Below are 22,152 nucleotides of genomic sequence, written 5' to 3'. Positions count from 1 at the left end.
CACCCTCAAGGCTGCAAACGTCGTTCATCGAGCAGCTCTTCGAACTCCTCCTCGGTGGGGGTGACGTCCTGCAACCCACGTCCACCTGTCCAATCCCACCGCGCTCCGAGTGAAAACATGTTCTGCATCCCGTACGGGCCGGAGAGGAAGGCGCGGTCCTCCACGAAGAGCATCAGCCGGTTGCCGCCCTTGCCCATCCACACGTTCCAGTCCAGGCGGCCCGACACGCGGTGGCGCAGGTACGCCGTGGCGCGGTGTTCATCCTGGAAGCGCTGCGACGCGCCGTAGCCCAGCTCCACGCGCGTGCCCTGGAGCTTGCCGCCCAGGAGCGCCGCCCAGCTCGCGTAGGCGCCCGCGTTGTCCATTGTGTAGAAGTTCGCGTTGGTCACGGCGGACATGCCCAGCGTGGCCACGTGGTCCTGGAAGGGCTGCCAGCGCAATGACAGCCGGGGCGACAGGCGCCTCGGGTGGTCCTTGCCGTAGAGCCAGTAAACGTTCTGGTCGTAGCGCGTGGCGTCGATGGCGCTGCCACCCTGCATGGACTCCAGCGTCAGGCCCAGGCCGGGGATGAGGCCCACGTCCGGGGACAGGCGCACGTAGCGGTCCGCCGCCACGCGGCCTCGCGCGCTCCAGCGCATCGCGCCGTCGATGGTCTGCGAGAACACCGAGCCCTGCATGGACAGACGCAGGTCGCCGGGCAGCTGATTCACATAGCCGGCCACGGTGCCTCCGAACACGGCGGACCGGTTCAGCGGGTAGCGCGCCTCGGGAGTGAAGCGCAGCCACGCGCGGCCCGGGGACAGCTCACGGCGCAGGGACAGGCGGACCTCCAGGCCCGTCTGGAGCGGGCGGTTGAGCAGCTCGCCTTCCTGCACGTCCTCGCTGCGATAGCCCATCTCCGCGGACACCATGCCCAGGCCGTCGGTGCGCGCTTCCGGAGGCATGCCTTCCGGCAGCAGCGACAGGCTGGGCGGCAGCGCGGGCCAGGGCAGCGGCTCCAGGCCCGTGGTGCCCTGGGCCCACGACGGGGCCGCGAGCGCGCTCGGATCCGAGGCGACACCCAGTTGCACCTGCACCAGGGCTTCACCGGTGGGCGACTCCAGGCTCACGCGGTGCGGACCGCGCGAGGGCAGGAGCAGCCAGGTCTCGCCCATGCGGCCCAGCGGTTGGGACGCGCCCTGGAGGCCGGGGTCGGCGTCCTCGGGCAGGCCCAGGTGCATGAGCGGACCTTCCTCCGCGCTGGAGCCGCCGGTGCCGTCACCCGAGGGCAGCGGCGTGCTGCGCAGGAGCAGCTCTCGGCCCGCGGAGGGGGCCAGGGCGGTGGCGCGCACGCGCAGCGCGGTGGGGCCCAGCACGGTCATCACCACCGGTGCGCCCGGACGGCTGCGCAGGAGGGAGAGGGGCTGCGGGGCGGCCATGACGCGGGCGTTGGTGCTGGTTTCTTCGGACTCCACGAAGCGCACGAGGCCTGTCTGCTGCGTGTCGGCGCGCGCCATCACCACTTCCACCTGGTGGCGGCCGGGGATGTTCAGGCGCGTGCCCAGGATGGCGGTCTCTCCTTCGGCGACCTGGAGCTCTCGCACCATGCGGCCGTCCACGCGGAGCGCGAAGGTGCAGGTGCCAGCGGTGTCCACGCCCGGACGCGGGGTGGTGCCGCAGAGGACCTCCGCGCCCAGGGGCCGGGGCTGCTTCACCACCAGGCTCATCACGCGCGAGGCACCGGCGGGCAGCAGCTTCGCCTCCGACAGCTTCCACGGGGGCGCGAGCAGCGCCTTTCGCACGGACATGGCGACGTCCTCGTCGTCCGTGCCGGCCTCCGAAGTGGCGACGAGCGAGCCCGCCGTTTCCTCCGCGTCGCGCAGGCCTTCCCAGCGCGTCCAGCGGCCCGCGGTGAAGCGCATGCGGCGGACGTCCGGATGATCCGCCCACGCCTGGAGCTGACCCGCGAGCGCGGCGCCCAGGGGTGCACCGCCGTCCTTCCACGCCTGCGGTGAGTCCTGCAGACGCTCCAACATGCCGAGCGCTTCCAGGCCCACCTGGGGCAGGCCCGTCTCGCGGTACAGCGCCGCCATGGCCAGCGCGCCCGCGGCGTCCTCACCCGAGGCCGACAGCAGTCGAGCACGGAGGTAGCGGCCCGCGAGGCTCTTGTCTCCCGACACCGCCGTGAGCGCCGCGTCCGTGTGGCCTTCGCGAGCCTGCGCGCTGAGCGTGGCGAGCGTTGTGTTGCCATTACGCGCCGAGGCGTTGGTGGCGGCGAGAGAACCGTTGCTCTGAGCGTCCGTGCCGCCATTGTGCGCCGAGGCGCTGGCGCTCATGTCCAGCGCCGAAAAGGCAGGGGACACCAGCGTCGGCTGGGTGATGGCCTGCGCGAAGCGCACCGTGCGCGGTGCCGTCTGCGACAGGCGGTCCATCAGCGCGAGCAGTCGCCGCTGCTGCTCCGGCGTCAGCTTCGCCTGCGCGTCCAGCAGCCGGCCCACGTCCGCGCGGGCGAAGCCGTCTTCCTGCAGCGACGAAAGCAGCTCGGCGCGCGTGAGGCGCGGCTCCACGTCATCGGGCCCCGTGCGCAGCGCGCGGGAGAGCGCCTGGAGCGTCTCGTACGCCGTGCCTGCCTGCGGCTGCTGCGGCAGGGCAGGGGACTCCTCGGACGTGGCCACCTCCGCGCGGCGCACCGCCAGCGAGACGGCGAGTTGTGCCTTCGGATCCTCGGGCTCGAACCACACCTCGCGCGCCTGCGCGGGCAGCGTCACCACCGCGGACACCGGCGCGGACGACGTGCCCTTCGCGCCATCCAGCGCGACGTGGCGCGGGCTGGCGGCGGTGGGCATCAGCACCAGCCGGCGCGGATGGCCCACGTCCGTGTTCATGCGCACCACGATTGGCTTCCCCGCGGTGGCATTCAACGGACGCAGTTGCACGCGCACCGGCGAGGGCAGCTTCGCGTCCGGCACCCGGAAGCGCACCGCCTTCTTCTCCACCTTCACCGGCCACTGCGAGCGCACGTAGCCCACTTCGCCCGGCGTCCCCTCCGCCTTCGCGGGCGCGAGCGACAGGAATGCACGCGTGCCCTCCACGCCCTCCAGCTTCAGCGCGTGCTCACCCGGCGGCAGGGCAATCTCCACCGGCTCCACCGCCGACAACGGCAGCAGCGGGAAGGCGTTGCTCCCCACGCGCAGCACCGGATTCGACTTCGCGCCCGGCGGCGTCATCACGTAGGCGCGCAGCAGGGTGGGGGCCTCCGCGAGCCCCGTGGCCTGCACATGCGTGGTGCCACCCGCGGCGAGCGGCCACAGCGCGCTGCCCGTCATCGACGCGTCGGCCTCCATGCCCTGAAGGTCCAGCCAGTGCGAGGCCTTCACCTCCGCCCCGTCGTCGCGGGGCGCGGGCGTCACCTGCGACCAGCGGCTCGCGCGCCACCACGCGGCGCGGTAGCTCCGGCGGATGTCCTCCGACAGCGGGTCCGCGCGCCACGCCAGCTCCAGTGCGGCCAGCTCGCGGCTGCGCAGCGGATCCCCCAGCGGCAGGCGGGCCACCAGCTCCGATGCCTCGGCGGTGAGGAAGCCTGCGTCCGGCAGCGCGGGCGCGGTGCCCAGGAGCGCGTGCGCCACGTCCGGCTTGTTCGCGTCCAGGAGCATCTTCGCGGTGAGCAGCCGCAGGTGCCACGCGAGCGGTGACGCATCCGCGCCCTTCAGCGTCTCCACCGCCACGTCCGTGTCGCCGTCACCCAGGGCGGCCATCACGGTCAGCAGCGGCGACAGGCCCTCCGTCTTGATGCGTCCGTACGTGCCGCGCGCCAGGTCCGGCATCAGCGCCACCAGCCGCTGGCGCAGCAGCGACGGGCGGGCGGCGGGGTCCTGCTTCACCACCTCCCACGCCTTCTCCGCCAGCTCCGTCCAGTGCGTCTGGTGCGTCAGCGCCTCGGACAGCGTGGGCCGGCGCGTGACGACTCGCGCACGCATCAGCGGCGCGGGCCCCTTCCAGCTCACTCGGTAGTTGTGCTTGCCCAGAGGCAGCGCCACGCGCAGTTCCTCCGCGATGCCCACGCGCTCACCCGACGCGAGCACCCGCGCGGTGCGCCCGTCCGGCAGCGCCGCGCCCTCGGACGCCTCCGCCCACGCGGGCTGCGGCGTGAGCTGCGCCTGCGCGAGCACCCCGCCCACGCCGTACACCTCCACCGTCGGTGCCTCGGCGGGCGAGCCATTGCCCATCACGGCGCGCGCCTCCAGTGACAGCACGCCCGGGCCTTCCATCTCCAACGCCCAGACCGAGCCCTTCCCCTCCGGGCGGACCCAGGGCGCGTCCATTCCCTCCAGCACCACCTCCGTGCCGGCGGGACGCGGGCGCTCCACGCGCACCGCCTGTCCGTAGAGCGGTGACACCAGTGCCCACTCACGCAGCGCGGACGCCTTGCGCCAATCGCTCACCGCGGTCCGGAAGGGCGAGGACTCGGGCTGGTCCTTCACGAGCTCCGCTTCCAGCGCCGCGTCCACGTCCAGCCGCGCTCGCGTGGCCGCGTCGAACGCCAGCGCCGGGCGCGGCCCCTTGCCGTCCACCCAGTTGAGGAGCGCGTCACGCATCCGCTCCTCGGTGCGCGCCGTGGACGTGTGCGTGGGCCGCTCCACCACGATGCGGGCGTTCTTCGTCGCCGTGACCCACCAGATGCTGCCGGCGCCCATGGGCTCCGCCATGTACCAGCGGCCCGGACGCTCCGACACGCCCTCTTCCTCCACGCGCAGCTCGGGTGATTCGCCGCCCTCCGACAGCGGCACGCGGGTGAAGCGCAGCGCCCCGGCGGGGCCGGTGACGCGCACCACGTCCAGCGGACCCAGCCACACGGCCGCGCCCTTCTGGGACGTGACTTCCATCGCGCCCGTCACCTGCGGCACGCCGCCAGGTACGTAGGGCGCCTGGCCTCGGAGGTCCTCCAGTGCCACCGGCCCCCGGATGGCGCGCGGCTGCCAGGTCATGCCCTCCTCGCTGCGAGCGATGACGGACGGCTGCGAAACGGCGGGCTGCGCGATGACGGGCAGCGCCGCGAGCGCTCCCACGAGCAGGGTGTAACGGGCGCGGCGTCGAACAGGAAACATCGGCGCTCAGTCCTCCAAGGGTGCGAACAGAATCTGGGCCAGCCGGTCCAGACGTGCCGGGGTCGCCAGCGCTTTGCGCGTACGGGATGACATTTCCAGGTGCAGGAAGCGGGCTTGCGGATACGACTGGAGCAGACGTGCCTGAGCGTTCTGTGTCCCGCCGAGCACCTGCACTCCGTCCGGGAACAGCTTCACTCCAGGGCCCAGCGCATCCTCCAGCGGTGCGGCCACCTGCCGGGCCCACCTGCCGGGCTTGCGCGTCCCGTCGCTGAGCACCGCCGCCAGCTTCTCCGTGCGGCCCTTCTGGACCTTGGTCTCGCCGAAGCCGTGCAACTGCACCACGCGCGGAGCGGCGAGGTTGCGCGCGGCCAGGTCCGTCACGGTCTGGAAGAGGTGCTCCGGGTTGTGCGCGACGTCCGCGGGGTGCTCCGGATCCTCGGGCGTCTCACCGGGCGTGCCCTTGTAGCGGTGCGCGGTGGCGGTCATGAACAGGCGCGGCGCGCGGCCCTCGGGCGGGCAGACGAAGAGGGAGGCGCCGATGTCCTCCGTGCCGATGTCGAAGTAGGGGTGCGGCACCTGCACCACGTCGTCCGTGGCTTCGCCCGTGCGGATCACATACGCGCCCGCGCCGTGGTAGCGGTCTGGCCGCTCCCGCAGCACCCAGAAGGTGTCGCGCGGCGTGGTCCATGTCTCCAGGAAGAAGCCCACGGACGCGGCCACGTTCGTCAGCTCCGGGGGCACGTCCTTCTGCTTCGGCGCGGCGGCCAGCAACGCGGGGATGAGCTTCGCGAACGCGGTCCGCTCCTCCAGCGTGGTGGGGTGGAACGTCACGGCGTCCGCGCGGGGCCACAGCCCGGAGAAGCGCGCGTCCACGCGGCACCCCGACTGCTCGGGCACGTTCACGGTGGGATCCTCCTGGGGCACGCGCTCTGGAGCAGGCCGCGTGGAGCCCTTCGCGCGCATCCCGCGAGGAGCGTCCTGCTTCGAGGCCGTTGAGCCTGTCGCGCCGCTCGTGCTCGTCGCGGCGTTCGCGGCCGTCTGGGCGTGGGCGCTTGCTCCAGCGCCCAGCACGGACACGACTCCCGCGGCCACGAGCGGGCGCCACGACCCGGTCCTCCCGAGGAACCTCACAACAGGTCCTCGTCCGGCTGCCAGCCGCCGCGGTTCCACATGCGCGGCGCGGTGTTCTCCACCGCCTGACCGAACATGAAGAACCGCGCCCACATGGGCCCCATGCCCAGTGACTGGATGCGCACGGTGTGCACGCCCGGCGCGATGTCCTCGCCCAGCGTCACCGGCACGGTGCGCGCGTACCACTTCACGCCCGGGCGGCCCACCGGCATGGCCGGCTCGCGCTCGGAGGCCGGCAGCACCACCGTGCGCTCGGCGCGCGTGACGTGCGGCACCAGCACGCTGGCGCGGCGCACGGGGTTGCCGCCATCCACCGTCACGGACAGCTGGGGCTCGGTCGCGCCGTCCGCCACCGGCGTGTAGACGACCACGTTGAGCGTGACCGCGCCGGGACCCGTCTTGCGCACCGGCACACGCAGCCCTCCCTGGCTCACCGGATACACCGTGCGCGAGCGCAGACCGCTGCCCGCCGCCGGAGGCCGGTTGAGCAGCGCCGTCAGCCCCGGCGCCGTGGAACGCAGCAGCACCTCATGCTCACCCGGCGGCAGCGGCGGCAGCAGCTCCCTCGCCCGTGTGGAGCGCACGGTGAAGCGGTGCAGCGGCTCGCCGTCGAGCAGCACCTCCACCTCGTTGCCCAGCGCCGCCGCGTCCTTCAGCGACATGCGCACCTCCGGACGGGTGGGCGTGCGCGCATCGAAGCGCGCCCGCACCGCGCGGCCCGGCTCCAGCACCGTGGACAGCGCCTTCACCATGTCCACCGTGTCCGCCGGCCCGGACTCCAGCACCTCCACCACCGAAGGCGTGCCGTAGGGGCGCACCACCACCGCGTCACCCGTCGGCGGAGACCGCTCCTCCTCGGGACCCACCGGCTCCAGGCGCACCTGGCTGAGCAGCTCCATGCGCGCGCCGCCCTGCATCAGCGCGTTCATGTTCGCCGGACGCATCGGGTGCCACGCCCGCTGATCCACGGGCGCGTTGCGCCAGCGCACGCCGGTGAGCGCGTCGTTCGTGTACGGCGTGGACCCCGCGATGGGCTGTCCGCTGGACAGGAAGCTGTAGAGCTGCACGATGGTCGTGCGCGGCGCCTCCACTCGCAGCTTGCGCGCACCCATCGGCAGGAACACTCGAGCGCTCGTCGCGCCCGACACCCACGCCGGGAGATCCGTCACTTCTCCAGAGCCCGCGTCCTGGGGCGCCATCGCCACGGGCATGCAGGGCAGTGCGCCACCCGGCAGCGGCACCAGGGCCGCGCTCTCGAACGGCGCGGGCTCCGGCGTCGCGTCCAGCGAAGCCTGTCCCAGGGACTGGCCCTGCGCATCCAGCACCGTGAGGCTCAGGTGCAGCGGCTCGCGCGAGGGCACGCGGTCCAGCGAGCGCGCATCGATGCGCACCAGCCGCCCCACCGCGTCCATGCGCGGATCGATGTCCAGCTCCAGCACCGGGCACGCCGGGCCGGTGGCGAACGCTTCCGTGCGGCGCGTGTCCGGCAGGAAGGCCACGCGGCCCTCCGACGCGACGCCCGGCTGGGGACGCGACTCGGCGGGCAGCAGCCATGACTCGAACGGGCCCTCCACCGTGTAGCGCAGGTCCTCCTGACCGTCGTTGCGCACCATCACCGTGTGCACGCCCTCCGGCAGCTCCAGCGGATGCGACATGGGCGAACCCGCCACGGGGCCCGGCAGCTCCATCGTGTGGGCCGTGCCGTCCGCGGAGAGCGTCTGCACCGTCACGGGGCCGTGCGGTTGCGCCTTCGCGTCCGTCGCGTCGCTCCACAGCCACAGCACCGGCTTCGCGGGCCCGGTGACGTTGAGGGCCACGGCGCGGCCGGCGCCCAGGCGCTCCTGCACGGACTCGGTGGCCTCCACCAGCGGCAGCCGGTACGGGGTGCGGTAGACGGGTTCAATCTGGTAGTCGGTGCCCGCCTCGCCCTCCGCGTTGAGGCGCTCCCAGTGCTCCTCCGCGAGCCAGCGGCGCGTGTCGGGGGAGAGCTTCTCGAAGGGCTCGAAGGTGGCACGCCCGGCGCGCACCTCCGCGCGGGCCTGGGCCAGCTTCTGCGACGCGAGCAGCGGCAGCGTGCGGTGCGCGCGGACGTAGACGCGCGCCAGCAGCGTGTCGTTCGCGCCCGCGGCCCTCAGGTACAGCACGGAGTAGTCCGGCCGCTCCTTGGGCAGGCGCAGCACGAACTCGCGCTCGTCCGTCACCTGTTGATCCGCGTGCGTGGTGAAGGCGCTCTCCGCCAGGAACGTGCCGTCCTCCTGCGGCTGGCCCTTGCTCTGGCGCGTGCGCGTGAAGATGGAGCGCTCCAGGAGGACGCCGTCCGGCCCGCGCAGGATGGCCTTGAGGCCGTACTGGTACTGCTTCTCCGGCGCGTAGGGCGAGCCGTCCGGAAGCAGCTCGTGCGTGACGATGAGCAGCTCCTCGGCCTCCGCGGGGACGCGCACGCGCATCTCCCGGCCCGGCTCCAGGCGATAGAAGATGAGGCGCTCGGCGTTGACGAACTTCGCGTCGCGCCGCGCGGTGGGCGTGTCGGTGTTGCCCAGCACGGCGAGGCTCGCGCCCCAGATGAGGGCCAGGCCCACCATCAGTCCAAGGAGCGCCACGAGGGCGCGGCTGCGGGTCTTCATCGACGGGCCTCTTCGCGGGAGACTTCCCCGGTCAGCACCACCGGACGGCGGTGCCGCAGCGCCAGGTCCACCGTGCTCGCGAGCTCCGCGTCACCCGCGGTCAGCTCCGCGCGCTTCGCCGGCGACGGGTGCTGCTGAAGGAAATAGATGGCACGCAGCACCTGCTTGCCCTGCCGCGCTTCCACCAGGAGGAAGGGCAGGCCGTATTCGGCGCTGAAGCCGGACTTCACCTGACGCGTCACATTGCCCACGCGCTTCGTCTCCGCCAGCGCGCGGAGGTCATGCACGTTCTGCTGTGAGACGTAGCGCTCCGCGCTGGCGGTCAGCTCCGCGAAGTGCTGCTTCAGCGCCGCGGACACCGGCTGCGTCGGCGCCACCAGCCGGTCCGCCAGCAGCGCGCGCTCGGGAGACTCGCGCGGCTCCTCGGGCAACAGGCCCGTGATGGCCAGCTCCTCCGCCACGAGCCGGGGGCCCACGAAGGCGCCCCGCAGCGGCTCGGACAGCCACAGCGTGGCCAGCCGCGCCCCGCCGAAGGTGCGGGAGAAGACCTGCTGCGGGCTCGCGTCGTTGAGGCCCGTCAGCTCCGGTGAGCCGTCGTGGTAGCGCACGCGCTGCCCCAGCCAGCCCAGCGGGCCCTCTTGCGACAACAGCCTTTCCAAATCCGCGGGCCGCTGCGCTTCCGTGAGCACCGGGCTGCCCACGTCCACCAACACGTCCGCTTCCACGGACGGCCTGCCGGAGAAGCCACGCAGGTGCAGCACCCAGCCCTGTTCCCTGGGCAGCGCGCGGTGCACCGCCTGGTGGAACGCCTGGAAGCTCGTGCGCAGCTCACCGAAGGTGGCGGGGTGGGGCATGTCGCCGGACGCGGTGGCGAACACCAGCGCGGTGGACCGCGACTCGTGCCACAGCTCCGCTGCCACCGGCAGCGTACCCGCCTCGCGGGCCGGCGACGGCACCTCCAGCGCGAGTGGAGCACCGCCCGGACGCACCATCAGCCCCGCGCCCAGCCGGCCCGGCGTGTCTTCCGCGTCCGTCACCCACCAGCAGCCGGCAGTCGCACCCGCGCACTCCATCACCGGGTGCACCCGCAGGCCCATCAGCGCCGCCATGGCTCCGGCCCACCGCGAGCGCAGCTCCCGCGGCACGTCCGCCGTCCCACCGCCCAGCAGCGGCGAGGCCACCTGCTGCTCCAGCACCAGCAGCTCCGCGTCCGACGGCCGCACCGCCGGCACGCGCGCCAACTCCGGCGTCACCATCAGCGTGCCCAGCGCGTCGCGCTCCGTCATCGGCGCGGCCAGCGCCTGGGCGTGCGCGATCACCAGCGAGGCCAGGTCCACGGCGCTCGCGCGCAGCACGCTCACCCGCGACTCACCCCAGTTGCCGCCAGGCTCCGGCGGAGGATTGGCGGTCACCGTCGCGCCCGGCCACAGCATGTCCAGGCCCTGCGGCGCCTTGCCGTCCGGCGTGTGCAGCACCACCTGGCCCGGCTTCAGTGACGGATCCACGCGCAGCTGCACCCGCTCCCGCGAGGACAGCGCGTCGTGCGCGTGCCGCAGCGGCGTCTCCGACTGCGCCAGCGCATCACCCAACACCAGGCCCGCGCGGCGGGAATCCACGCCGCTCACGATGATGGCGCGGCAGTTCACGCGCTCGCACAGGAGCGCGGCGGCCTCGGCGCTCGGCGCCTCCGTCAGGGGACGCGGCACCTCCAGCACCGGCCCGTGCGCACGGGGGACGAGCAGCGACGTGTCCCAGCCCGCCTTGCCGGCGCCCTCCACGCGCTCCACCAGCGCGAAGCGCGCGGGCACGCCGTCCTGCTTCGGCAGCTCGCGAAGCTCCAGCCCCAGCGCCACCGCCTTCGTGCGCAGCGCGCTCAGGCTTTCCCCGCGGCCCGACTCCAGCCACGCGTCCAATCCGTTCCACAGCCCGCTGTACTCGCGCAGGTCGCCGTGCTTCAGCCGCAGCGACTGCCCGCCCACGTCGCTTTCGCGCGCGGTGGCGCGGCCCAGCACCATCAGGCCCAGCGGAGACCGGTCCAGGCCCAGCCCTGGCACGTGGTCGCGCGACGCCTCCGCGGTGAGCGCGGTGGCCGGACGCGGTTCGATGAGCGACAGCCCGAAGCCCGCGAGGCTGCCGATGAGGAAGCCCGCCAGCGACGTGTGCAGCGTGGGCAGGAGCACTCGGGCAATCACCTGCTTCTGCAGCATCTTCACCGCCAGCAGCGTGGGCACCAGGTAGCCGAAGCCGAACAGGTCCGTGACCTTGAGGCCTGGGATGCGGCCGCCCATGGCCCAGCCGATGCCCCACTTCACGAGGAAGCCCAGGCAGAAGACGAGCACCGTCTTGCGCGGGCCCTCCAGGTTGAGCGTGCGCAGCCCCGGCACGGACAGCACCGCCTTCGCGGCCACGACCAGCAGCAGCACTTCCGCCAAGGTGGCCACGAGCTTCAACGGCTCCAGCCACGTGAGCGCCAGCAGCGCGGGCACGAGGATGCCGTTGAAGTCCCAGCCGTACTTGAGGTTGAAGCGCGCGGCCAGGAACGCCGTCGTCAGCAGGATGATGTAGGCCTTGGGACTGGACAGGAAGTCCTGCGCCACGTCCTCGTACATCAGCTCCAGGCTGGAGAAGGACAGGTTGGTGCCGGGCAGCAGCACGAAGCGGAGGATGACGTACGTGAGCGCCACCGGCACCGCCACCTGCCACAGCCCGCGGCGCAGCTTCAGCTTCCAGAAGGCGTTCGCGGTGAGCGGCACCAGCACCAGTCCGATGCTGTGCAGGCTGCGGTCGACGATGAAGGACGTGCCCCACCGCTCGTCCATCCAGTGCCCCAGCACGGGCAGGAGCCACGTCTCGCTGACCGCGCGAACCACCACGCTGGCGAGCACCACGGCGAAGAAGCGGTCGCGGCCGAAGAACTCGCTCCAGGCCCCCGTGCGGGACAGTCCGCTGGAGAACGCCAGTGCCAGGCCGTACGTGAGCAGCGACTCGGCGACGACGGTGCAGCCCGCCTCCGGGTGGATGACGAACACCGAGGCCAGATAGCCGGGAACCACGAGGCCCACGAAGACCCACCCGAGCGTCTCCGTGAGGAGCGCCAGGATGAGCACGCCCACGAGCACCGCCACCAGGATGGAGGTGTCGAGGGAGTAGGCCGGGAAGAGTGTCAGGGTCGAAAGGAGCGCCATGGTGGCCGCTCGAATCTAGGGAGGGCGCTGGACCCGACCAGGGTTGCCCCTCTCGGCTGCTGAGAAGCGTCCGCTGTCCAACCGAAACTTCGGGCCTCCAGTGTCACTGAATGCCCAGCCCCGGACACTGACATCGGATCCGCGGACGGATCAGCCCGCCTGCTTCACATGACGAGCAGCCGCTTGGCACGGCACGTGCGGACGTCTCCCGCGAGACACTTCACGGGCAGTCCTGTGCGACCACGGCAGGGCAGCCCAGTCCGGAACCGGTGAGCGTGCAGGGCACGGTGTCCGCGAGCGCCTGGATGACGGCCTTGGACGACGCGCCGGTGCCGCGCAGCGTGGCGGACTGCTCCAGGTGGACGAAGCGGTCCGTGGCGGCGGCGGCCTCCGTGTAGCACGCGTCCGCGGCGCCGTTGTCGATGCGGCCCTGCACGTTGCTGGTGCCGCACAGCGTGCGGTGCTTGCCCGAGTCATCCGCCGCGTTGCAGGAGAAGGCCTTCTTGGTGCCCGTCAGGTGGGTGTTGAGCGCGTCGCGCAGGCGGTTGGAGAGCGCGTCCAGCCGCGGCGCGCTGGTGCCGTCGCTCACCACCGCGGCCTCGGGGCCGTCGCCCGCGTCCATGCCGTGGATGCTGGCGGCGATGGCGTCCGGGTACGTGTCGCGCAGCGCGCGGTGCGCGGCGGTGAAGAAGTTGTTGCCGTAGTGCGCGGCGTCGGAGATGCGCAGGCCCTTCGTGCCGCACACGCTGGTGGTACCGCTGCACGGGCTGGCGGTGGTGACGGCGCAGCGGTTGCTGCCAGTGATCAGCAGCGCGCGAGCGCCCAGCGTCACCAGCTGCGTGGCCGTCTGACGCAGCGTCCCCTCATCAGAGTCCGCGTGCGGTGCCTCCAGCCACAGGTTGCGCGCGGGGAACAGGTTGATGATGAAGGTGCCGCCGCCGCGCGACAGCAGGCCCTGCTCGCGTACCACCAGCCACCCGCCGCCCGCGTCGTTGCGGAAGGTGGACACGCCGTAGCCCATCCCCGCCAGGTCCTGCACCACCTGCGGCGTGGGGCCGTCGGTGAGCAGTGTGCGGAACGCGCCCTCGAACGCGGCGAGCTCCGTGCCGCCCGGCTCCTTGAAGCCGCCGCTGTTGGCCGCGGCGATGGGCGCCGTCAGGAGCCACGTCGTCAGGTTGCCCGTCAGGCTGGTCAGCGAGCTGAGCGGTGAACACACGCTCGTCGTGGGAGCAGGCGCGCTGACGACCGGCGTCTCGGTCGCGGGCGTCTCCACGGGCGTCACCGTGTCGGTGGGCGTCTGCGTGGTGGGCACCTGGCCCTCGTCCTCCACGGGCGCGGTGGGCGAAGTGGGCGTCCCAACGACAGTCCCCGGAGCGGACGTGGAGGGGCTCTCCGCCACGGCATCGCTCGGTCCTGCGACGGCATTGCTGCAAGCGGCTGCTAAAAGCAGGAGGCAGGACAGGGATGCGCGCAGGGGGGGCAAGGACATGGTCCTGTCCCGAACAGCACGCCCTGCGCATGCATTCGCACCCCGTCAATCCGGGATGACAGCCGGAGCGGGGCTCGGTTGCCCGTCCGCTCTATGTCACCCGCCCGCTCAGGGCAGGGTCCGCAGCAGTCCCTCCGCGTCGGGTGCGCCCCAACCGGTGGGGATGTCCCAGCCCGGCCCGGCTTCGTACTGACGGTCGGTGACGCCCACGGTGATGTCGCGGAACGTCTGCTGCACCGCGGGCAGCGTGTAGAGCTGCGAGTTGAGCCAGCCCACCCTCGGCCTGGCTGCGTCCGCGCGCGCGCCGTTCACCACCGTCATGATGCCCGCGAAGATGGGCGAGGAGAACGACGTGCCGGTGTTGGGCGTGGTGACGCCCAGCCACGTGTACCAGTAGCCGGTGTCCGCGTTCAGCGCGACGTCCACCACCGCGCGCTTGGCGGGCATCGGGACCAGGCCCTTCTGCCACTCCGGCGTGGCGAAGGTGCGGGTGATGCCGGAGCCGGAGTAGTACCAGGCCGTCTCGCCCGTCACCGTCATGCCGTTCATCTTCAACTGCGTGCCGCCCACGGCGGTGACGTAGGGGCTGTTGCCCGGCACGTCCACGCCCGCGGAGTCGCCGCTCGCCGCCGCGACGGTGATGCCCAGCGCGGCGGCCATGGTGCTGGCGTGGCTGTATGCCTCATGCACCGCTTTGGGTTCGGAGTCCTCGCGGTGGGCGAAGGACGTGGTGATGACGCTCACCTCACCGCGGCCAATGGCCTCGTTGTAGGTGTAGAGAATGGACGTGTTGCGCGCGTCCGGGCCCATGTAGACGAGCACCTCCGCCTTGGGCGCCATCGCCGCGGCCCACTCCACGTCCAGCGTGCCCTCGCGGTAGCGCGTGACGGGCGGCTCCATGGTCTGGATGACCTTGGGGTCCTCGCGCTCGATGCCCCACATCTTCCAGAAGGCGCGCACGTCCTTCCACCGGAAGCTGGCGCCAATCACCACGCCCAGCTTCATGCCCTGGCCCTGGTGGCCCTGCTGATAGATGGAGTCCACGTTGTACGCGCGCGCCACCTGCTGCGGCGTGAGGCCCCGGCTGACGGGGTTCGGCGGCTCCGTGGACGGCTGTCCGAACTCGCCGGGCAGCGTGCCCGTCTCCGCCGGCAGGTCCAACGCCACGACGGCGTGGATGCGCTGCTGCACGAACGTGGGCGCCTTGATGGTCTCCACGAGGCCGTAGACGTCGTGCGGATCATTTCCGCCCTGCGGCGACTTGCGCTCCAGCACTCGCAGCGTCACGCCGAACGCCTTGTTGAACTGGCCCACCGTGCCCACGAACTGCACCAGCAGCCGGTTGGTGGCGACGTAGGGCACCTGTATGCCCTCGGACTTCAGCCAGTCCGTGACGACGGTGACGTCCTTCTCCGGCGGAGCGTGCTTCGCCATCCACTCGGCGGGCGTCATGTACTGGCGGAAGCGGGATCCGTCTGGCTTGTAGATGTCCGCGATGCGCTCCTCGAGCGCGGCCTGGTCTCGGATGGGGAAGGACACGAGCCCGCGGATGAGGTCCGTCACCGGCGCCTCGCCCTTGTCCGTGTAGACGCCCGGCAGGGGGCCCGGGACGCCGTCCGTCGTCGGGATGGGCGTGGGGTCCAGCACCTCCGCCTCCGGGTCGGGCGGCGGCGGGTCCACCACCTCCGGCTCCGGCGGCGGTCTGCCAGGCGGCGGCTGTGAGTTTTCGGAGTCGGGAAGGGTGGGCGTGGATTCCACCGGAGTCGGCCCGGGAGGCCGCGGCTTGCCCACGGACGTCAGGCGGTCCGAGTCACGGCAGCCACCCATCCACCCTGCCAGCAGAAGAACACCCGTCAGGATGTATCCGCGCTTCATTGCGCCCCCAGCCCGGAGTGACCCGCCTCGGGTCCCCGGCACCCCAGCCGTCCTCCCCCTGGAAGACGTCGGCCCTTGTGCGCATCGAAGGTGGGAGCGATTGCCCTGCGAGGCAACTGTCGTGGACAGGTAAATCGCGGCTACACTGTTGGTACTTCTTTGCCCATCCCATGCGGCTGCCGACAGCACTCCTGCTCTTCATCTTCCTGCTGCCGTGCGCTGCGCTGGCGCAGGGGGACACGCGCATCACCTTCCTGGGCCGTCAGTTGGAGAAGGGAAGGGATCCGCGTGCGCGCTCACAGGCCGCGCTGGTGTTGGGCGCCACCGAGGATCCCGAAGCGGTGACACCGCTGTGCGGCGGCCTCAAGGACCCGAGCGAGCTGGTGCGCGCGGCGGTGGCCAAGGGGCTGGGCGCGCTCCTGGAGCCGAAGGGGCTCGACTGCCTCCAGGCGGTGCAGGGAGAGGCGGACGCCACGGTGCAGGCGGCGGTGGCGGAGTCCATCAAGGCCATCAAGGCGTTCCAGGCGCGCCGGCCGCGCTTCTACCTGTCGCTGGACGCGCTGAAGGACAAGACGGGCCGCGTGCCCGCGGAGCTCGTGAAGGTGACGCAGGAGCGGCTTCGTTCCAAGCTGGTGCGCCGGGGCGCGCAGATGGCGCCGGAGAAGGAGTCGAAGGCCGCGGCGAAGGGCGCGCTCAAGAAGCTGGGCGTGCACGGCTACCGCATCACGGCGGAGATCCAGGCGACGGACAGTGGAGGCCTGCGCCTGCAGCTTCTGTGCATGACGTACCCGGAGCAGTCCCTGATGGGACAGGTGGAAGTGAACGCCGCGGGGGCTCCGCCCGCGGACCTGTTGAAGGCCCTGATCCCCCGAGCCATCGAGGAAGCCGCCGCGACCTTCGAGTGGAGCAGCGAGACATGACGACGACCACGGCCCAGGCCCCGACGACGAAGCGCCGCTGGCGCAACTTCCTGCTCGACGCGCCCTTCCAGCTGAGGCTCACCGCGTACATCGTCGGTGTGTCGTTGGTGATGGCGGCGCTGCTGGGCATCTTCCTGGTGCGCGCGGCGAATTCGCTGTTGCAAGAGACGGCGAAGGCGGTGGACGCCCGCTCGGCGGCGGCGGAGGTGAGCCGCGAGTTGTCCGGAGCCACGCTCTCCAACGAGCTGATGGTCCACATGAACGACCCGGCGTTCGAGAAGCAGTTCCGCGAGCAGGCGCAGGCCATCGACGCCAAGTACGATGCGGAGCGCGCGGCCATCGTCACGCAGCGCGCGGAGCTGGAGCGCCATCAGCAGCTGACGTGGTGGGTGCTGGGCGGCTGCCTGGTGTCGTTCATCGCGGTGGTGGCGCTGGCGACCATCGTGGTGACGCACCGGATGGTGGGCCCGCTCTTCCGCATCAAGCGCATGATGCGTGAAGTGGCGGAAGGCCACCTGAACCCGCCGCAGCACGGCCTGCGCGAAGGCGACGAGCTGCAGGACGTCTTCGAGGTCGCGCGGGACATGACCCAGCGGCTGCGCGCGCAGCAGACCGAGGACGCGCGCGCGCTGTCGGAGGCCCTGGCGCAGGCGAAGACGAGCGGCGCCACGGGCGCATGGGTGGACGAACTGACCGCCCTGGAGACGCGCTACCGCGAGCGGCTGGCGCGGTAGGGCAGAGGGCAGGTGCCCCGCTTCACCGCGCGAGGCGCCGCTCAACCGAAGCGCGGCCCATGAGCGCGGTAGGGCAGGGCAGGGCCTTGCTTCAAGCGCGCGAGGCGCCTCACACCCGCGCGGTGTCCGCGGTGAGCCCCATCTGCAAGAGCTCCGAGTGCAGCAGCAGCCGCGCCTGCGCCCACGGCAGCGCGACGACGCGGTAGCCCGCGAGCGCCTGGAGCAGCAGCGGCCGGTAGCTGGCGTGGCCGGGGTCCGCCACCACGACGATGCCCCGGTCCGTGGTGGAGCGGATGAGCCGCCCGACGCCCTGACGGAGCAGCAGCAGCGCGCGCGGCAGCCGGTACTGGAGGAAGCCCAGGTACTCGTTGCCCGCCTTCGCCAGCGGCTCCTCGCGCGCGGCCACCAGCGGCCGTGACGCCGGCTCCAGGGGCAGCTTGTCGATGAAGACACACCCCACGCCGCGCCCGGGGATGTCCACGCCCTGCCAGAAGCTCTTGGTGCCCAGCAGCACCGTGCCCGTGTCGCGCTCCTGCCGCGCCGCCAGCGAACGGCCGTGTCCGCGCGATTGGCGCAGCACCTCGATGCCGTGCGGCTCCAGCCTCGCCTGCACCTCGCGCGCGACGCGCTCCAGCCGCCGCGTGGAGGCGAACAGGCCCAGCACCCGGCCGCCCATCACCTGCGCCAGGCCGGAGATGCGCCCGGAGGCCCAGTCGATGAACGGCTCCTCGTGCGCGCGCGGCGCGTCCGTCACCAGCACCACCAGCGCCTGCTGTCCCAGATGGAACGGCGACGGTGCGCGCAAGATGGGCGGCCTCAGTCCCAGCCGCTTCAGCACGAAGGGAACAGGGTCACCCGTGCCCAGCGTGGCGGACGCCATCACCAGCGCGCGCTTGTTCGCGGCGAAGTCCTTCGCCACGGACTCGGACACGTCCACCGGCTGCGCGCCCACGCTCCAACGCGCCTTGCGAGGCTCCGCCCGCGCCGCGTAGCAGCGCTTCGCGTCCGGCTCTCCAGCCAACTCGCCGGCGAGCACCGACAGCTCGCCCAGCTCCGTGGTGGCGCCGGCCAGCTCCCGCTCCAGCGAAGGCTGCTTCACCGCCAGCTCCGGCAGCGCCGCCAACACCCGCACTGACAGCAGCGTGTGCACCCGTTGAAGCGCCGTGCGCACCGCCACCAGGCCCTCTCGCACGGGCTCCCAGGCGGGCAGGGCGCGCACCGCGTCCGTCACCCGCAGCTCCGGCGCATAGGCCGCGTCGTCCGCGTCCTCGCCAGGCATCGCCGCCGCGGGCTCGCACAGGGTCGTCACCTGTTCGCCCAGCAGGCGCGCCTCCTGGAGCAGCGTGCGCAGGGCGTCGTCCACTTCGGACATCAGCACGCGGGACTCGTCCCGGCGCGTGGCCGCGAGCGCGCGGCGCAACTCCGCGAAGAGGCCCCGGCGCCCGTCGCGTCCGTGCAGCCGCTCCGTGAGGCGCAGGAAGGCCAGGTCGGACAGCTCCACCGTGAGCGCGGTGGTGGCCACGTCCTCCAGCTCGTGCGCCTCGTCCAGCACCAGGTGGTCCAGGCGCCCGTAGCGCGCGGGCCATGCGAACGCGAGCGACTGGTTGATGACCAGCACGTCCGCCTCGCGCGCCTGCGCCACCGCCGAGTGGTAGAAGCACTTGTGGTGATGCGGGCACCGCTCGCCCAGCGTCGTCGCCGCCTCCGAGCGCACCGCCGGGACCAGCCCGTGCATGCCCGGGAAGCGCTCTCGGAACCAGTGGCTCAGCCGGTCCAGGTCCCCGTCCACGCTGCGGCGCATGTACGCGCGCACATAGGCCCGGGGCGCCCGCGCGGAGTGGTTCATCCCCGGCTCCACGCGCGTGGCCTCCAGCGCGCGGCGGCGGCACAGGTAGTTCGTCTGGCCCTTGAGCAGCGCGTAGCCGAACGCGCCACCCGTGGCCTGGTGCAGCCGGGGCAGGTCCTTCTCCAGGAGCTGGTCCTGGAGCGTCTTCGTGTGCGGCGCCACGCCTACCTTCAGCCCATTGCGCGCGGCGAACAGCGCCGCGGGCGTGAGGTACGCCAGCGACTTGCCCGTGCCCGTGCCGGCCTCCACCGCCACCTGCCCACCGTCCGACAGCGTGCGCGCCACCGCCTGCGCCATCTCCAGCTGCGCGGGCCGGGACAGGAACCCGCCGCCCCGCTCCAGCGCGCCGCCGGGCCCCAGCACCTGGGCCACTTCTTCCGGACGCACCGGCAGCGGCGTCGCGTCCAGCTCGGGCTCCGGGGGAGGCCTGCCGCCATTCACGCGCTTGCGCTCCGGCCGCGCGCGCAGGAAGCCACCCGTCGTCTCCAGGTTCAGCGGCGTTGGCGTGGCCCGGCACGCGTCCCACAGCCGAGAGAGCAGCTCCAGCAGCGGGCGCGCCTCCGCGTCCATCGCCAGGTCGCGTGCGTCCTCTTCCGACAAGGCATCCAGCAGCGGCGTGGGCCCCAGCGCCGCGCGGGCCCTGGGGTCCATCGTGGACAGCAGGTCCGCCACGTCCTCCGCTCGCCCGTCACGGACGCAGCCATCCAACGCGTGCACCAGCACCGCGTGCACCGCCACGCAGTCGTGCAGCGCCCGGTGCGGCTGCTGCGAGCCCAGCTTCGCCCACCGCATCAGCGACTCCAGCGAGTGGCTGGGCAGCTCCGGGTGCAGGTAGTGCATGAGCTCGCACGAGTCGAGCACCGGCACGCCGCCGAGCACGTCCGGCAGGAAGCCCTTCTCGAACGGGGCGTTGTGCGCCACCACCGTCCAGCCCTTGAGCCGCTCCCGCAGCAGGGTGCGCTCCGTGTCGAAGCGGGGCTGTCCGGAGAGCTGCGCGTCGGAGAGGCCGGTGAGCCGGCGGATGGTGAGGTTCAGCGGGCGCGAGGCCGAATACAGCTGGGAGAAGCGGTCCACCTCCCGGCCGTGCTCGAAGAAGAGGCACCCCACCTCGATGACCTCATCCACGCGGGGGTCGAGCCCCGTCGTTTCGAGGTCCAGGAAGACGTGCCGGGTGAAGAGCTCCGAGCTGCCCATGCTGGCCCGCGAGCCTACCCGCCTGGACGGACATCGCCAGTTAACGGAGCGGGGCGCTACTGCACGAAGAAGCGGCCAGTGGTCTCTCCCGTCGGGCACCCGTAATGGAGCATCCCGGACTGACGGGGCGTGAAGGCAATCTCCACCAGCGTGTTCAGCGGCAGCTTCTCGTTGATGCCCTGGTCGGCCATCACCAGCGACGTGGCGCACGTCGCTTCCGTCCTGCGCGTCACCAGCAGCGTCACCGGCTGGTTCTTCTGGAGCAGGACCACCGAGGACGGCTCGAAGCCCTTCTCCGTGACGGACATCTCCAGCATCCGCTTCCCGTTCACCACGTGGCCGTCGTCCACGAGGGCCGTGTAGCCGTGGCCCCGGTGCTCATCCGCTTCCGGCGCCTTCGCGGCGGGCGGCTCCTTCGAGCACGCCGGCTGCGTCACCCCCACGAGCACCGCGGCCACGGTGAGCACGACGATGCGGCGGGAGGACGGGCGCATGCGGAGTCCGAGGCCTTCAGTCCACCACGAACGTGCCGGCGATCATCTTCCCCATCGCGCAGCCGTACCTCAGCGTCCCGGACTGGTTGGGCGTGAAGGTGATGTCCACTGGCGTGTTCAGGGGCAGCTTCGTGTCGATTTTGTACTCGTCCATCACGAGCTCGGTGGCGCACGTCAGGTCCGTCTTGCGCGTCACCACCAGCTTCACCGGCTCGCCCTTCTTGAGCTGCACCGGCGAGGGCTCGTAGCCCTTCTCCGTGACGGCCAGGTCCACCACGTGCACGCCGTTCTCCCTCCGGCCCACCTCCTGCGCGGCGGGCGTGCCCGGCTCCTTCGCGGAGGACTCCTTCGTGCACGCCTGCTGTGACGCCCCCGCGAGGACCGCCGCCGCGGTGAGCGCGAGCCAGGGCTTGATGATGCGGGAGAAGAAGGGGCGCATGGATGAAGTCTCCAGGGGGAGGAAGGACACGGGCGGCCCGCCACTGAAGGCAGGGCCGCCCGGAAGTAACGACACCGCGAGCCGCTTTCAGCCCTCGGCGTCGGGCTTTGAACCGTCCTCGTCGTCGGAAGCATCCTCGGGGGGAGCCGGGGGCGCCTCGAAGCGCAGGAGCGCGTGCAGCGGGATGAACAGCTCGTGCCCGGGCTCGCCCAGCAGCACGTCGAAGCGGCCCACTCGCAACAGCGGCGCCTCCACCGTGATGCCGTTGCGCAGCACCAGCTTCACCGTCTGCCCGATGTGCGGCAGGAACGGCCGGGGGTCCGAATAGGGGCGCTTGTCCGGCTGCCGCGCCACCTGCGCCGGCTTCTGCGTGAGCTTCGCGTCGCGCTCCAGGGTCGGCATCAGCCGCTCCCAGTCACCCCTGCGCGCGATGAGCACCACCTGGAGCTTCTCCAGACGGCCCGTGCGCTCGAAGGTGAAGGCGATGGCCTCCTCCGCCAGCAGCGTGTCCAACAGCGACCGCTCCGCCAGCACCACGGACAGCTCGGTCTTCTGCTCGATGAAGGCGCCCAGGAAGTCCGCGACGAGCGCGTTGTCCACCTGGCCGCGCGCCTGCTTGATGGCCGCCTTGCGCTGGCTGCGCTCCTTGCGTGCCATGAACTCCTGCACGGTGAGGCCGCTCTGGAGGATGCCGAACGCGTCGCCCAGCGACAGGCTCGGCGTCTGGCCCATCAGCTCGTAGACCTGGTCGAAGCGCTTCGCCTCCTCGGCGTGCAGCTTGCGCCAGATGCGCGCCTTCATCTTCCCTTCCAGCTCACCCTTGGCGATGCGCGCCGGCACGTGTTCGCGCGTGGCCAGCGACAGGATCTGCTCCGGTGTGGGCGGCGGGCGCGGGGGGCCGGGGCGCGGCGCGAAGCGGCCCGGAGGCCCTCCCGCGCGCGGGGGCCCACCCATCCCGGGACCCCGGGGAGGCGGACGTGACGCGGCTCCCGGCGTGAAGCCTGGCGCCAGCGCACCGGACGGCCGGGGCGGCGCCGAGGGGGCTGTCGTCTCCGAGCCTGCCGAGCCTGCCGGGCCCGGAGCCGGGCGCGGCGGGGGAGCGGACGGCGCCACGGACGCGGACGGCCGGGGCGTGGG

The 22,152-nt window shown here is 72.2% G+C and carries 12 protein-coding genes; 2 read left to right on the top strand and 10 right to left on the bottom strand.

Annotated elements, in window-relative coordinates:
* Window positions 1–5: 5 nt before the first annotated feature.
* The 6 genes from D7X99_RS34895 to D7X99_RS34870 all read right to left on the bottom strand — a co-directional run bounded on the left by D7X99_RS34895 (window position 6) and on the right by D7X99_RS34870 (window position 15,388).
* Window positions 6–5,084 (bottom strand): hypothetical protein, encoded by a 5,079-nt coding sequence (locus D7X99_RS34895; protein ID WP_121781548.1) that lies wholly within the window; start codon window positions 5,082–5,084, stop codon window positions 6–8.
* Between the two features lie 6 nt (window positions 5,085–5,090).
* Window positions 5,091–6,176 carry a hypothetical protein gene (locus D7X99_RS34890; protein WP_147476353.1) on the bottom strand — a complete coding sequence of 362 codons (1,086 nt, stop codon included), beginning with the start codon at window positions 6,174–6,176 and terminating at the stop codon, window positions 5,091–5,093.
* Between the two features lie 35 nt (window positions 6,177–6,211).
* A complete protein-coding gene (locus D7X99_RS34885; RefSeq protein ID WP_121781546.1) occupies window positions 6,212–8,839 on the bottom strand; it encodes a hypothetical protein in 2,628 nt (875 codons plus the stop codon).
* A complete protein-coding gene (locus D7X99_RS34880; RefSeq protein WP_121781545.1) occupies window positions 8,836–12,024 on the bottom strand; it encodes a poly-gamma-glutamate biosynthesis protein PgsC/CapC in 3,189 nt (1,062 codons plus the stop codon). Before D7X99_RS34880 ends, D7X99_RS34885 begins: the two co-directional genes overlap by 4 nt.
* Window positions 12,025–12,244: 220 nt before the next feature.
* The gene (locus D7X99_RS34875; protein ID WP_147476352.1) at window positions 12,245–13,423 is read right to left on the bottom strand and encodes a hypothetical protein; all 1,179 of its coding nucleotides are present in this window, start codon (window positions 13,421–13,423) and stop codon (window positions 12,245–12,247) included.
* 198 nt (window positions 13,424–13,621) lie between these two features.
* Entirely contained in the window at window positions 13,622–15,388 is a 1,767-nt protein-coding gene (locus D7X99_RS34870) for a protease pro-enzyme activation domain-containing protein (protein ID WP_121781543.1), read from the bottom strand.
* A gap of 170 nt (window positions 15,389–15,558) precedes the next feature.
* Here D7X99_RS34870 and D7X99_RS34865 point away from each other — a divergent pair, with 170 nt between their 5' ends.
* Together D7X99_RS34865 and D7X99_RS34860 are read left to right on the top strand one after the other, a co-directional pair.
* The gene (locus tag D7X99_RS34865) at window positions 15,559–16,308 is read left to right on the top strand and encodes a HEAT repeat domain-containing protein (protein WP_121781542.1); all 750 of its coding nucleotides are present in this window, start codon (window positions 15,559–15,561) and stop codon (window positions 16,306–16,308) included.
* On the top strand, window positions 16,305–17,042 hold the full coding sequence (locus D7X99_RS34860; protein ID WP_121781541.1) for a HAMP domain-containing protein: 738 nt from the start codon (window positions 16,305–16,307) through the stop codon (window positions 17,040–17,042). Before D7X99_RS34865 ends, D7X99_RS34860 begins: the two co-directional genes overlap by 4 nt.
* A gap of 109 nt (window positions 17,043–17,151) precedes the next feature.
* On the opposite strand, the gene D7X99_RS34855 is transcribed toward D7X99_RS34860, so the two are convergent.
* The 4 genes from D7X99_RS34855 to D7X99_RS34840 form a co-directional block, all read right to left on the bottom strand.
* On the bottom strand, window positions 17,152–20,082 hold the full coding sequence (locus D7X99_RS34855; protein WP_121781540.1) for a helicase C-terminal domain-containing protein: 2,931 nt from the start codon (window positions 20,080–20,082) through the stop codon (window positions 17,152–17,154).
* A gap of 56 nt (window positions 20,083–20,138) precedes the next feature.
* A complete protein-coding gene (locus D7X99_RS34850; protein ID WP_121781539.1) occupies window positions 20,139–20,576 on the bottom strand; it encodes a copper transporter in 438 nt (145 codons plus the stop codon).
* Between the two features lie 16 nt (window positions 20,577–20,592).
* Window positions 20,593–21,015, bottom strand: coding sequence for a cupredoxin domain-containing protein (locus D7X99_RS34845; RefSeq protein ID WP_121760666.1), 423 nt, complete (start codon window positions 21,013–21,015; stop codon window positions 20,593–20,595).
* 87 nt (window positions 21,016–21,102) lie between these two features.
* Window positions 21,103–21,969 (bottom strand): hypothetical protein, encoded by an 867-nt coding sequence (locus D7X99_RS34840; protein ID WP_233613962.1) that lies wholly within the window; start codon window positions 21,967–21,969, stop codon window positions 21,103–21,105.
* Window positions 21,970–22,152 lie beyond the last annotated feature (183 nt).

The organism is Corallococcus sp. AB032C, from assembly GCF_003668935.1.
GTDB lineage: Bacteria > Myxococcota > Myxococcia > Myxococcales > Myxococcaceae > Corallococcus > Corallococcus exiguus.
This window is presented reverse-complemented; position numbering and strand designations above follow the sequence as displayed.